Here is a 13,514-nt window from a genome sequence, read left to right as displayed (position 1 = left end):
CCAGGGGGCGGAGCCCCCTGAAAGGCCCACCGGACACCGGGCAGGACACCAACTCGGCCCGCTCCAGCGAAGCCCGCTCCAGCGAGGCCTCCTCCAGCTCGGCTCCCCCCAGCCGCACCACCCTGTCGGCCACCCCCAACAACGCAGGCCGATGCACCACAAGCAGCACGGTCCGCCCCACCGCAAGCCTCCGCACCGCGGCCACGACGTCCCCCTCCGTCGCCCCGTCCAACGCAGCCGTCGGCTCGTCCAGCAACAGCACCGGCCGGTCCGCGAGAAACGCCCGAGCCAGCACAAGCCGCTGCCGCTGCCCCGCCGACAGACCCGCACCGTCCTCCCCGAGCACGGTGTCGACCCCCTCCGGCAGCGCCTCCACGAACTCCCACGCCCCCGCGTCCCGCAGTGCCCGCCGCACCGCGTCGTCGTCGGCCTCGGGCCGGGCCAGCCGTACGTTCTCCGCGATGGTCCCGGCGTACAGATGCGGCCTCTGCGGCACCCACGCGATCCGCGACCGCCACTCCGCCAGGTCGAGCCCCGCGAGATCGGCGCCCCCGATCCGCACCCGCCCCTCGGTGGGCCGTACGAACCCCAGCAGCACACTCAGCAGCGTCGACTTGCCCACCCCGCTGGGCCCGACCAGCGCCACGGTCTCCCCTGGTTCCACGGTGAACGACACCCCGGTCACCGCATCCGAAGAACGCCCCGGGTACCGCACGGTGACCCCTTCGAAGGCCACGGCCCCGGCAGGCACCGCACCGGTACCCGACACCGGCACCGGCGTCTCCAGCACGGCGAAGATCTCCTCCGCCGCGGCGAGCCCCTCCGCCGCCGCGTGGTACTGCGCCCCCACCTGCCGCAACGGCAGATACGCCTCGGGCGCCAGCACCAGGATCACCAACCCGATGTACAGATCCATCTCTCCGTGCACGAGCCGCATCCCGATCGTCACGGCGACCAGTGCCACGGACAGCGTGGCCAGCAGCTCCAGCGCGAAGGAGGAGAGGAAGGCGATCCGCAGCGTCCGCAGAGTGGCCTGCCGGTACTCGCCGGTGATCCGCCGGATGGACGCGGCCTGCGCCTTGGCCCGGCCGAACACCTTCAGCGTGGGCAGCCCCGCGACCACGTCCAGGAAGTGGCCGGACAGCCGCGACAGCGACCGCCACTGACGGTCCATCCGGGACTGGGTCGCCCACCCGATCAGCACCATGAAGATCGGGATCAACGGCAGGGTGCCGACGATGATCGCCGCCGACACCCAGTCCTCGGTGACGATCCGCGCCAGCACCGCCACCGGCACGACCACGGCCAGCCCCAACTGCGGCAGATAGCGCGAAAAGTAGTCGTCCAGGGCGTCGACCCCGCGCGTGGCCAGGGTGACCAGCGAGCCGGTCCGCTGCCCGCTCAGCCATCCCGGACCGAGCGCCGCCGCCCGTTCGAGCAGCCGCCCGCGCAGCTCCGACTTCACGGCCGCACTCGCGCGGTGGGCCGCTCGCTCGGTGAGCCACGCGACAACCGCCCGTCCCACCGCCACGGCGGCCAACAGCAGCAGGGGACTGCGCAGTTCGGCGGCCGACAGCCCGTGCTGGAACGCACCGACGACGATCTCGGCGACGAGCATCGCCTGGGCGATCACCAGTCCGGCACCGACGACACCCAGCCCGATGACCGCCACGAGGAAGACCCGGGTGGCGCGGGCATACCGCAGCAGGCGTGGATCGATTGGTTTCACGTGAAACAGGCCCTTCGGTCCATGAGGGTGTGTTTCACGTGAAACACACCCTCTGCGGACTCAGTGCGTGGTGCCGGCGGCAGCGTCGGGAGCGATGTGCTGCGTGCCGATCCGCTTGCGGAAGACCCAGTACGTCCAGCCCTGGTAGAGCAGAACGAGCGGTGTGGCGATCGCCGCCAACCACGTCATGATCTTCAGGGTGTACGGGCTCGACGAGGCGTTGGTGACCGTCAGGCTCCAGTCCCCGTTCAGAGTGGACGGCATGACGTTCGGGAAGAGCGACAGGAAGAGCATCGCCACCGCGGCCACGATGGTGACCCCGGACAGCGTGAACGCCCAGCCCTCACGCCCGAGCTGGTTGGCCACGAGGGCGGCCACCAGGGCGGCGACGGCCACGATCAGGGCGACCAGGCTCTTGCCGTCGCCGCTGTCGGCCTGCGTCCACAGCAGGAAGGCGAGCGCCACACCGGCCGCGGCCAGGCCGACCCACCGGGCCAGCTTCCGTGCCCGTACCCGGATGTCCCCCATGGTCTTCAGCGCGGTGAACACCGCCCCGTGGAAAGTGAACAGCGTCAGCGTCACCAGGCCGCCGAGCAGGGCGTAGGGGTTGAGCAGGTCCCCGACGCCGCCGACGTACTCGAAGTGCTGGTCGATCTTCACACCCCGCACGATGTTCCCGAAGGCCACGCCCCACAGGAACGCCGGGAGCAGCGAGGTCCAGAAGATCGCTGTCTCCCAGTTGCGCTGCCAGGTCTCCTCGGGCCGCTTGGCCCGGTACTCGAAGGCGACGCCCCGGACGATGAGGCAGACCAGGATGAGCAGCAGCGGCAGGTAGAAGCCGGAGAAGAGGGTGGCGTACCACTCCGGGAACGCGGCGAAGGTCGCGCCGCCCGCGGTGAGCAGCCACACCTCGTTGCCGTCCCAGACCGGGCCGATCGTGTTGATCAGTACCCGGCGCTCGGGCCGGTCACGGGCCAGCAGTTTGGTGAGGATGCCGACCCCGAAGTCGAAGCCCTCCAGGAAGAAGTAGCCGGTCCACAGGACGGCGATCAGGACGAACCAGACGTCGTGAAGTTCCATGACTGTTCCCTCGGCCTAGTACGAGAAGGCCATCGGCTTGTCGGCGTCACGGGTGTCGCCGCCGATCTTCGTGGGCGGGTTGAGGTCGGCCTCCGTCAGTTCGGGCGGGCCGGCCTTGACGTACTTCACGAGCAGCTTGACCTCGACCACGGCGAGGATCGCGTACAGCGCGGTGAAGACGGCCATCGAGGTGAGCACCTCGGCCTGGGAGACACCGGGGGAGACCGCGTCCCGGGTCTGCAGGACGCCGTAGACGACCCACGGCTGGCGGCCCATCTCGGTGAAGATCCAGCCCCAGGAGTTGGCGATCAGCGGGAAGGCCAGCGTCCAGGTCGCGATGCGCCAGTACCAGGGGGAGAGCTTCGGGCTGAGCGCCTTGTTCTTGAAGAGCACCAGGTGCGGCACCTCGTCGTCGCCGACCCTCAGGTGCTGCGGCAGCATGAACTTCTTGCGGGTCAGCCAGAGCCCGGCCAGTCCGATGGCGAACGAGGCCATGCCGAAGCCGATCATCCAGCGGAAGCCCCAGAAGGTCACCGGGATGTTGGGCCGGTAGTCTCCGGGCCCGAACTTCTCCTGCTCGGCCTTGTTGACGTCGTTGATGCCGGGCACGTACGAGGTGAAGCTGTCGTCGGCGAGGAAGGACAGCAGGCCGGGGATCTCGATGGCCACGGTGTTGTGGCCCTTCTCCACGTCACCGTAGGCGAAGATCGAGAACGGGGCCGGCTTCTGGCCGTCCCACAGCGCCTCGGCGGCGGCCATCTTCATCGGCTGCTGCTTGAACATCACCTTGCCGAGGACGTCACCGCTGATCGCGGTGAGCATGCCGGCGATGACCACGGTGATCAGGCCGAGCCGCAGCGAGGTCTTCATCTCGCGGATGTGCTTCTTGCGGGCCAGGTGGTAGGCGGATATGCCCACCATGAAGGCGCCACCGGTCAGGAAGGCCGCGGACAGGGTGTGGAAGGCCTGGGTGACGGCGGTGTTCTGGGTCAGCACGGCCCAGAAGTCGGTCAGCTCGGCCCGCCCCCTCACCTTGTCGATCTTGTAGCCGACCGGGTGCTGCATCCAGGAGTTGGCCGCGAGGATGAAGTAGGCCGACAGGATCGTGCCGATCGAGACCATCCAGATGCAGGCCAGGTGGATCTTCTTGGGCAGCTTGTCCCAACCGAAGATCCACAGGCCGATGAAGGTGGACTCGAAGAAGAACGCGATCAGCGCCTCGAAGGCCAGCGGGGCGCCGAAGATGTCACCGACGAAGCGCGAGTAGTCCGACCAGTTCATGCCGAACTGGAACTCCTGCACGATGCCGGTGACGACGCCCATCGCGATGTTGATCAGGAAGAGCTTGCCCCAGAACTTCGTCGCCCTGAGGTACTTCTCCTTCTCCGTGCGCACCCAGGCCGTCTGCAGCCCGGCCGTGAGGGCGGCCAGGGAGATCGTCAGCGGAACGAACAGGAAGTGGTAGACGGTGGTGATGCCGAACTGCCAGCGCGCCAGTGTCTCCGGCGCCAAAGCCAGGTCCACGTCGTCACTCTCCTTACTACGGCGTGGTACAGCGGCGGTTTGCCCCTTTTGTTGCACGCATACAGGAGCAAACGAGACGCGCTTGTGAACGCGTTCACATTCACAAGCCATTATGACGCACTGATTTTCGGCCGCGGAAGGGGGGTCCCCCCCTTCGCCTTCACGTCAAGACCTTGGCAGCGACTTCAACATCTTGTTGAATTGCGCGCCATGCAGATACGCATCTCCTGGCCCGCGGGCAACATCACCGCGACCCTCGACGCAAGCACCCCGACGACACAGGCCCTCGCCAAGGCCCTGCCCCTCGCTTCGACCGCGCGCACATGGGGTGAGGAGGTGTATTTCGACACAGGCGTCTCTGTTTCACGTGAAACGGACGCCCGTCAGGTGGTGGAACCGGGCACGGTGGCCTTCTGGACGGACGGTGACGCTCTCGCCCTCCCCTACGGCCCCACGCCGATCTCGCAAGGCGAGGAGTGCCGCCTCGCGAGCCCGTGCAATGTCCTCGGCAGCGTGGACGGGGACGCCGGCCTCCTGGCGACCGTACGAGCCGGCGACCCCATCCGGGTGGAACTGATCGAGGACTAGCGCTGCCGCCGGCCTAGATCTCCTTGCGGAAGGCCTCCGCCACCTTCAGGAAGATGTCGTTCGCCTCGGCCTCCCCGACCGTCACCCGCACACCCTCGCCCGGGAACGGCCGGATCACCACACCGTGCTCCTCGCAGGCCTGCGCGAACGGGACCGTACGCTCCCCCAGCCGCAGCCACACGAAGTTGGCCTGCGTCTCCGGCACCGTCCAGCCCTGGGCCCGCAGCGCGTCGACCACGCGCGTCCGCTCGCACACCAGCGAGCCGACCCGGCCCAGCAGCTCGTCCTCGGCCCGCAGCGAGGCGATCGCCGCTTCCTGCGCGAGCTGGCTCACCCCGAACGGCACCGCCGTCTTCCGCAGCGCCGCCGCCACCGGCTCATGGGCGATCGCGAAACCGACGCGCAGCCCGGCCAGGCCGTACGCCTTGGAGAAGGTCCGCAGGACACAGACATTGGGCCGCTGCCGGTACAGCTCGACGCCGTCGGGCACCTCGGGGTCACGGATGAACTCCCGGTAGGCCTCGTCCAGCACCACCAGCACATCGCCGGGCACCCGGTCGAGGAACCGCTCCAGCTCTGCCCGGCGCACCACCGTGCCGGTCGGGTTGTTGGGGTTGCAGACGAAGATCAGCCGCGTCCGGTCGGTGATCGCGTCCGCCATCGCGTCCAGGTCGTGCACATCCCCGGGCGTCAGCGGCACCTGCACCGACCGGGCGCCGCTGATCTGCGTGATGATCGGGTACGCCTCGAACGACCGCCAGGCGTAGATCACCTCGTCACCGGGGCCGCTGGTGGCCTGGATCAGCTGCTGGGCGACCCCCACCGAGCCGGTACCGGTGGCCAGGTGGGAGAGCGGCACACCGAAACGGTCGGACAGCTCGTTCATCAGCCCGGTGCAGGCCATGTCCGGGTAGCGGTTGAAGTCGCAAGCCGCCGCGGTCACACTCTCCAGCACGCCGGGCAGCGGCGGGTAGGGATTCTCGTTGGAGGACAGCTTGTAGGCGACCGGTCCGCCGGCCGCGGCCGGCTTGCCCGGCTTGTAGGTGGGGATACCCTCCAGCTCGGCGCGCAGCTTGGGGCTCGTCTCGCTCACCGCAGTCCTCCTCGCGACCACCGGCGGCCCGTCGACACCACCGGCTTCCAATACTCCTCACCTTAAGAGGATTCGGCCCCGCTGCGAACAGATCCGGGACGACCAGGAGTGCGGGCACCGTCCCGCCGAGCGGTGGATCTCACGTCTCCCACCGGCATCAAGGGCATCACCGCACGAAGGCGTACGTTTCGGGGGGCGCGCCGTACATATATCTATGCGCCGGTGGCTTGCGCCGTGGCGCGCGTCCCTCGTGAAGGTGAGTTGAGACCTCTTCGAGACATCGGGCACTTGGCAGGCCTATCCGCGTCGACAAGTCACGTCTTGCCATTGAAGCGCTCAACTACCTTATTTTCAAAGGCAATTGACCCCATACGGCCTTGCAGAAACGTGCCTGTCAACGCGTGCATATGCGTCCGCACTACCCCACCACATGAGCCCTACTATCGGCTCGCCATGACAGCAGCAGGGAAGCACCAGGTGAGCCGCGCGGAAACCTCACGTCGAGGCAGCCGGCCGGGCCGGGCGGGCATCAGAGACGTAGCCGCCGCCGCCGGGGTCTCCATCACGACCGTGTCCGACGCCCTCAACGGCAAGGGCCGGCTCCCGGATGCCACCCGGCGCCATGTCCGCGAGGTCGCCGACCGGCTCGGGTACCGGCCCTCGGCCGCCGCCCGCACCCTCCGTACCGGCAAGTCAGGTCTGATCGGCCTGACCGTGACGACGTACGGGGATGAACCTTTCACCTTCACGGAGTTCGCGTACTTCGCCGAGATGGCCCGGGCCGCCACCTCGGCCGCGCTCGCCCGCGGCTACGCCCTCGTCATCCTGCCCGCGACCTCCCGCCACGACGTCTGGTCCAACGTCGCCCTGGACGGCACGGTCGTCATCGACCCCTCCGACCAGGACCCGGTGGTCAGCGAACTCGTCCGGCAGGGCCTGCCGGTCGTCTCCGACGGCCGCCCGGCCGGTGCGCTCCCCGTCACCGCCTGGGTCGACAACGACCACGAGGCCGCCGTACTCGACATCCTCGACCACCTCGCCGACGCCGGCGCCCGCCGCATCGGCCTGCTCACGGGCACCTCCACCGACACGTACACCCATCTGTCGACCACCGCCTATCTGCGCTGGTGCGAACGGGTCGGCCAGGACCCGGTCTACGAGGCCTACCCGGCGCACGACCCGTGCGCCGGCGCCGTCGCCGCCGACCGGCTGCTCGCCCGCCCCGACCGGCCCGACGCGGTCTACGGCCTGTTCGACCCCAACGGCACCGACCTGCTCGCCGCCGCCCGCCGCTACGGCCTGCGCGTCCCCGACGACCTGCTGCTGGTCTGCTGCAGCGAGTCCACCGTGTACGCCAGCACCGAGCCGCCCATCACCACGCTCTCCCTCAAGCCGCGCCGGATCGGCACCGCCGTCGTCCAGCTGCTCATCGACGCCATCGAGGGGGTCGAGTCCGATCAGCCGGTCGAGCAGGTGATACCGACCGAGCTGATCGTGCGTACCTCGTCCCAGCGGCGGTCCCCGCGCACGACGGTCAGCCCGCCGCGGACACCGGACGACACGTAGCGCGGCGCCGCGCACCGGCCGGCCCAGGGCCCGGCCGGTGCGGTGCGCGCCCCCGCGGGTACCGCGCGGGGACGACACGGGGGCGGGCCGACCGACCGGGGCGACAGGCCGATGAGACGGCCGGCCGAGGCCCCGATCGGCCGACAGCTGGTCGAACACCTGCCCAAACGGGGCGAAAGCCGCGGTGAACTGGAGTCTTGTTCCGATTCACCACCCCTGGGTCATCACACGGCGCGACGCGCATTCCTATGATGGGCCCACGACACCGCGGACCGCTGCGACCAGGCAGTCCGAAGCGGTGCAGATGCGGCGCGATGGTGGAGGGGTCTGATGACTCAGGGGGCCGGTCAGGGACCCGAGGCGGAGCGGACGGCGACGCTGCGCGACTTCCGGGTACCCGCGTACGTCCACGAGACCGGTCCGTACGTCCACAGCGTCCACCCCGGCGACGTCGTCCCGGCCGGCGACGAGGCGTACCCCGAGGGCTACACCCCCACCCAGCGCGACCTGCCCGTCATCAACCGCGGCGACACCCTCCAGGTCCCCGTCGAACCCGCCCCCGCCGCCGCGCCGGCTCCGCAGCCCGCGGCCGGGCCCGGGCCCCTCTACGTCGTCGGTGACGTGCACGGCTACCTGGACGAACTGGTGGCCGCCCTGCAGGAGCAGGGGCTGATCGACGCCTCGGGCCAGTGGTGCGCCGGCACCGCCCGGCTGTGGTTCCTCGGTGACTTCACCGACCGCGGACCGGACGGCATCGGCGTCATCGACCTGGTCATGCGGCTGTCCGCCGAGGCGGCGGCGGCCGGCGGCTACTGCAAGGCCCTCATGGGCAACCACGAGCTGCTGCTCCTCGGCGCCAAGCGGTTCGGCGACACGCCCGTCAACTCCGGTGCGGGCACCGCCACCTTCCAGGCGGCCTGGCTGCTCAACGGCGGCCAGAAGACCGACATGGACCGCCTCCAGGACCACCACCTGCAGTGGATGGCCCGCCTCGACGCCGTCGAGGAGGTCGACGGCTATCTGCTCATCCACTCCGACACCACCGCCTACCTCGACTACGGCGACTCCATCGAGGCGGTCAACGACACCGTCCGCGAGACCCTGACCCGCAACGACGCCGACGAGGTCTGGGACCTGTTCCGCAAGTTCACCAAGCGCTTCTCCTTCCGCGACGAGGGCGGCGCCGACGCCGTGCGTTCCCTCCTCGATACGTACGGCGGCACCCGGGTCGTTCACGGGCACAGCCCCATTCCCTACCTCCTCGGCGAGGTCGGATCCGAGGACGGCGAGGAGAGCACCGGCCCGGTCGTCGAGGGACCGCACATCTACGCCGACGGACTGGCCATCGCCATGGACGGCGGCGTGACCATGGCCGGAAAGCTGCTGGTCCAGCAACTGCCGCTGGACAACTGACCGTTCGGTGGCAAGCCCTTCCCCCGGACGCGTACGCGCAGGCAGGAACGCAATTTCCGGCAATCCCCTGTCGACGCGCGCCGTCACGGCTCTACCATCGGCTTATCCGTAGCAGGCTCCCCTCCGTTTCTGCCCGACGGCTCGTCGACGTGCGAGCCCCAAGCCCTACGGAGCATCGGGGGATGCACATGAACAGCGTTCCGCAGCACCTGAAGAGCGAGGACCGCCAGGAATTCGAGCGGCTCCTCGATGAGGCGCTGCGCTCCGCACCGCACCGACCGGAACTGGCCGCTGTCGGACAGCGGCTCAACCTCGATCAACTGCGCACCATGGCACTCAGCGCCTCCGCCCTGATCACGGCAGCGGCGGCGGCCGAGTACCAGCACTACGTCCAGCTCCGCGACGAACTGCGCCACCCGGCGCTGTCCGCCCCGTCGGCCGACGACAACTCCGGACCGGCAAGCCCCGGTTCGGCCTCCACCGGTCTCGCCGGCACCCTCGGTGAGGCCGCCGAGAGCACCGGAGCGGGCGCCATCGCGGTCATCGCCGTCCTCGCTCCGGTTCTCTCCGGAACCGCCGCGGTGATCTTCCTGCTCGTCGGCTACATCCTGAGAATGCTGGACCCCGGGCAGACCCTCGCCCGGACCCTGCTCACCACCGGCTGGGTGTTCGGTGCCATCACCGCGGCGGCGATCCTCGTCGCCGCCGTCGGACTGCTGCTCACCGCCCTGCGCAACAGCACCCCGGCGGACGCCCGGGCACAAAACGCGGCCCAGGAAGAGCTGGCCAGGGCCCGCGAGGCGTGGCGGGACGCCCTGCTGGAGCGCGGCATCCTGCCCTTCCTCCGGGAGGCACTCGCCGATCCCGGCTCGGCCGCCGTACGCCACCCGGCCCCGCCCGCGCCGACCGGCCGCATACCGCGCCTGGGCTACGACCGCCCCGGCTTCACCAGCCCCGACGACGGCACCGCGTCCGACCGCCCGAGCTTCACCAGCCCCGACTACACCAGCCCGGACTTCGGCGGACCGGAACACCGGCCCGAGTAGCCCCGCCCCAGCCGAGCAGCCGCACCAGCCGCCGCCAGCCGTCGCCAGGGGAGCGGCCGGCGCGGCGCGGTCACGCGCGCTCCTGGGCGGTGACCTCCGGAGGCTCGCAGGCGGCACGCTCGTCGAACTCCTTCCTGGCCGCCTGGATGGCAGCGAGGTTCGCCTGCGACCAGTCGGTGATGCTCTGCACCAACCCGCCCACCTCCTGGCCGATCTTGGTCAGCTGGTACTCCACGCGCAGGGGCACGGTCGGATGGACACGGCGTGTCAGTACGCCCTCGCGCTCCAGCGCGCGCAGGGTCTGCGTCAGCACCTTCGGCGTCACGCCGTCCAGCCGCCGCCGCAGTTCGGCGAACCGCATGGGCCGGCCGTCCTCAAGTGCCACCAGGACCAGCATGGTCCACTTGCTGGCGATCAGCTCCAGCACGGCCCGGGTGGGGCAGTCGCGCAGGAAGACGTCTACGCCGCCGTGTTGTCTCAGGTCAAAGCCGGTATCCACAAGGATCCTCGATATCAGACAAGTGCCTTCTTCCGTGGGGATATCGCTTGGGCCGACCATGAAGAGCAGCCCGGCCCACCGATGAGGAGTCCCGATGTCCGCCCGCATGCACGCCATCGTCCAGTCCGCGTTCGGCGGCCCCGAGGTGCTCACCCACACCGAGACCGATGTGCCCGAGCCCGGCCCCGGCGAGGTGTTGCTGCGGGTCGCCGGTGCCGGAGTCAACCCGGGCGACGCGGTTCTCCGGTCCGGCCGTGTGCCGGAGCTGGTCCCGCTGCCGTGGACACCCGGCAACGACGTCTCCGGTGTCGTCGAGCGGGTGGGCGACGGCGTGACGCGGTTCGCGCCGGGCGACCGGGTGTACGGCCTGCTGCCGGTCCTCCGACGCGGCGCGTACGCCGAGTTCACCGCCGTGCCGGCCGATGCGCTGGCCCCCGCGCCCAAGAACCTCGACCTGGTGCACGCCGGGGCCGTGCCGCTGGTGGCGTTCACCGCCTGGCAGGCGCTGGCCGTGCTGGCCCGGGTGCGGCCCGGCGACCGGGTACTGATCCATGCGGCGGCGGGCGGCGTCGGTCACGTCGCCGTGCAGCTGGCCAAGGAACTGGGAGCCCATGTCATAGGCACCGCGCGGGCGTCCCGCCATGACCTCCTTCGCGAACTGGGCGCCGACGAACTGATCGACTACACCACCACCGACTTCCGGACGGCCGTGGCCCCGGTCGACGCGGTACTGGACCTGGTCGGCGGTTCGTACGGGCCCCGCTCCCTCGACGTGCTCCGGCCGGGCGGCATCCTCGTCGGCGCGTCGATCGACCCGGGAACGGACGAGCAGCAGGCGGCCGCCCGCGGCCTGCGCTACGCGTGGGTCGCCTCCGAGCCCTCCGGTGAGCTGCTGGAGCAGGTCACCGAGCGCATCGAGGCGGGCCGGCTGCGGGTCACCCTGCAGCAGACCTACCCCCTGGCCGAAGCGGCCGAGGCCCACCGCGCCATCGAGAGCAAGCGCACCACCGGCAAGATCGTCCTCGTGCCCTGACCGGCTCGCCCGCCGGCCGAGGGTGCCGGGTCCGCGTTTCACGGGAGGCTGCGCCTCGGCTCGGAAACGCGGACCGCTCGCAGCCGTGGCTCAGTCCGCGATCGGCAGGTACACCCGGTTCCCCGCCTCGGCGAACTCCTTCGACTTCAGGGCCATGCCCTCCTCGATCTCGGCCCGACTGCCGCCGTGCTCGCGCCGGATGTCCTGCGAGATCTTCATGCTGCAGAACTTCGGACCGCACATGGAGCAGAAGTGGGCCGTCTTGGCGGGCTCGGCCGGCAGGGTCTCGTCGTGGAACTCCCGTGCCGTCTCCGGGTCCAGAGCGAGGTTGAACTGGTCCTCCCACCGGAACTCGAAGCGGGCGTCCGACAGTGCGTCGTCCCACTCCTGCGCACCCGGGTGCCCCTTGGCGAGGTCCGCCGCATGGGCGGCGATCTTGTAGGTGATGACGCCGGTCTTGACGTCGTCCCGGTTGGGCAGGCCCAGGTGTTCCTTGGGCGTGACGTAGCAGAGCATCGCCGTGCCCCACCAGGCGATCATCGCGGCGCCGATGCCGGAGGTGATGTGGTCGTACGCCGGCGCGACGTCCGTGGTCAGCGGGCCGAGCGTATAGAACGGAGCTTCATCACAGATCTCCTGCTGAAGGTCGATGTTCTCCTTGATCTTGTGCATCGGGACGTGACCGGGGCCCTCGATCATCGTCTGTACGTGGAAACGCTTGGCGATCCGGTTGAGTTCCCCGAGCGTCCGCAACTCCGCGAACTGTGCCTCGTCGTTGGCGTCCGCGATGGATCCCGGCCGCAGGCCGTCGCCCAGCGAGTACGTGACGTCGTAGGCGGCGAGGATCTCGCACAGTTCCTCGAAGTTCTCGTACAGGAACGATTCCTTGTGGTGCGCCAGGCACCACGCGGCCATGATCGAGCCGCCGCGCGAGACGATGCCGGTCTTGCGGTTGGCGGTGAGCGGGACGTACGCCAGCCGGACGCCCGCGTGGACGGTCATGTAGTCCACGCCCTGCTCGGCCTGCTCGATGACGGTGTCCTTGTAGATCTCCCAGGTCAGTTCCTCGGCCTTGCCATCGACCTTCTCCAAAGCCTGGTAGAGCGGCACCGTGCCGATGGGGACGGGGGAGTTGCGCAGGACCCACTCGCGGGTGGTGTGGATGTTGCGGCCGGTGGACAGGTCCATGACCGTGTCGGCACCCCAGCGGGTCGCCCAGGTCATCTTCTCGACCTCCTCCTCGATGGAGGACGTCACCGCCGAGTTGCCGATGTTGGCGTTCACCTTCACCAGGAACCGCTTGCCGATGATCATCGGCTCGATCTCCGGGTGGTTGACGTTGGCCGGCAGCACGGCCCGGCCCGCCGCGATCTCCTCGCGGACCACCTCGGGCGAGACGTTCTCCCGGAGGGCCACGAACTCCATCTCCGGTGTGATCTCGCCCCGGCGGGCGTACGCGAGCTGCGTCACCGCCTGGCCGCCCCGGCCCCGTCGGGGCTGCCGCGGACGTCCGGGGAAGACCGCGTCCAGGTTGCGCAGGCCGCCACGCGGCGAGGTGTGCTTGATCCCGTCGTCCTCGGGACGGACCGGACGGCCCGCGTACTCCTCGGTGTCGCCGCGCGCGATGATCCAGTTCTCCCGCAGCGGCGGCAGACCCCGGCGGACGTCCGTGTCCACGAGGGGATCGGTGTACGGGCCCGATGTGTCGTACAGCGTGACCGACTGCCCGTTGGTGAGGTGCACCTGACGGACCGGCACGCGCAGGTCGGGGCGCGAACCCTCGACGTACGCCTTGTGCCAGCCGATGGACTTCCCGGCCTCCTGCGACGTCTCGTCCTGAACGGAGGCAGGCGTGCGTGCGTCCTTGTTGGTCATGAGACCTACTCCCTACGCCGGCATTACCCGGTAACAGGTTCGGCGGTCGACGCAGCGGTTTCCGTCTG

General features: G+C 69.8%; 11 protein-coding genes. 5 read left to right on the top strand and 6 right to left on the bottom strand.

Annotated features, from left to right (window positions below; genetic code table 11):
* From cydD to CCN44_RS14585, 3 genes are all read right to left on the bottom strand, one after another.
* On the bottom strand, window positions 1-1,729 hold a 1,729-nt coding region (cydD, locus tag CCN44_RS14595), incomplete at its 3' end, for a thiol reductant ABC exporter subunit CydD (protein ID WP_244203918.1).
* A 60-nt stretch (window positions 1,730-1,789) separates the two neighbouring features.
* A complete protein-coding gene (gene cydB, locus CCN44_RS14590) occupies window positions 1,790-2,809 on the bottom strand; it encodes a cytochrome d ubiquinol oxidase subunit II (protein ID WP_086697878.1) in 1,020 nt (339 codons plus the stop codon).
* A gap of 15 nt (window positions 2,810-2,824) precedes the next feature.
* Window positions 2,825-4,333 carry a cytochrome ubiquinol oxidase subunit I gene (locus CCN44_RS14585; protein ID WP_059249990.1) on the bottom strand — a complete coding sequence of 503 codons (1,509 nt, stop codon included), beginning with the start codon at window positions 4,331-4,333 and terminating at the stop codon, window positions 2,825-2,827.
* A 210-nt stretch (window positions 4,334-4,543) separates the two neighbouring features.
* Here CCN44_RS14585 and CCN44_RS14580 point away from each other — a divergent pair, with 210 nt between their 5' ends.
* Window positions 4,544-4,921 carry a cyclophilin-like fold protein gene (locus CCN44_RS14580; protein WP_086697877.1) on the top strand — a complete coding sequence of 126 codons (378 nt, stop codon included), beginning with the start codon at window positions 4,544-4,546 and terminating at the stop codon, window positions 4,919-4,921.
* Between the two features lie 13 nt (window positions 4,922-4,934).
* Here the strand turns inward: CCN44_RS14580 and hisC are convergent, their stop codons facing one another.
* On the bottom strand, window positions 4,935-6,014 hold the full coding sequence (gene hisC, locus CCN44_RS14575; RefSeq protein WP_059249992.1) for a histidinol-phosphate transaminase: 1,080 nt from the start codon (window positions 6,012-6,014) through the stop codon (window positions 4,935-4,937).
* Window positions 6,015-6,467: 453 nt separating this feature from the next.
* Here hisC and CCN44_RS14570 point away from each other — a divergent pair, with 453 nt between their 5' ends.
* From CCN44_RS14570 to CCN44_RS14560, 3 genes are all read left to right on the top strand, one after another.
* Window positions 6,468-7,580 carry a LacI family DNA-binding transcriptional regulator gene (locus CCN44_RS14570; protein WP_086697876.1) on the top strand — a complete coding sequence of 371 codons (1,113 nt, stop codon included), beginning with the start codon at window positions 6,468-6,470 and terminating at the stop codon, window positions 7,578-7,580.
* 330 nt (window positions 7,581-7,910) lie between these two features.
* On the top strand, window positions 7,911-8,993 hold the full coding sequence (locus tag CCN44_RS14565) for a metallophosphoesterase (protein ID WP_086697875.1): 1,083 nt from the start codon (window positions 7,911-7,913) through the stop codon (window positions 8,991-8,993).
* Window positions 8,994-9,175: 182 nt separating this feature from the next.
* Complete coding sequence (locus CCN44_RS14560) at window positions 9,176-10,039, top strand: hypothetical protein (protein WP_086697874.1); 864 nt, start codon at window positions 9,176-9,178, stop codon at window positions 10,037-10,039.
* A 70-nt stretch (window positions 10,040-10,109) separates the two neighbouring features.
* Here CCN44_RS14560 and CCN44_RS14555 read toward each other — a convergent pair whose 3' ends face one another.
* Complete coding sequence (locus tag CCN44_RS14555) at window positions 10,110-10,538, bottom strand: winged helix-turn-helix transcriptional regulator (protein WP_167403979.1); 429 nt, start codon at window positions 10,536-10,538, stop codon at window positions 10,110-10,112.
* 94 nt (window positions 10,539-10,632) lie between these two features.
* On the opposite strand from CCN44_RS14555, the gene CCN44_RS14550 reads away from it, so the two are divergent.
* Entirely contained in the window at window positions 10,633-11,571 is a 939-nt protein-coding gene (locus CCN44_RS14550; protein ID WP_086697873.1) for an NADP-dependent oxidoreductase, read from the top strand.
* Between the two features lie 90 nt (window positions 11,572-11,661).
* Here the strand turns inward: CCN44_RS14550 and thiC are convergent, their stop codons facing one another.
* Window positions 11,662-13,446 carry a phosphomethylpyrimidine synthase ThiC gene (gene thiC / locus CCN44_RS14545; RefSeq protein WP_059249998.1) on the bottom strand — a complete coding sequence of 595 codons (1,785 nt, stop codon included), beginning with the start codon at window positions 13,444-13,446 and terminating at the stop codon, window positions 11,662-11,664.
* Window positions 13,447-13,514 lie beyond the last annotated feature (68 nt).

Source organism: Streptomyces tricolor (genome assembly GCF_002155905.1).
Lineage (GTDB): Bacteria > Actinomycetota > Actinomycetes > Streptomycetales > Streptomycetaceae > Streptomyces > Streptomyces tricolor.
Note: the sequence above shows the minus strand (reverse complement) of the source record. Positions and strands in the feature narration are given on the sequence as shown.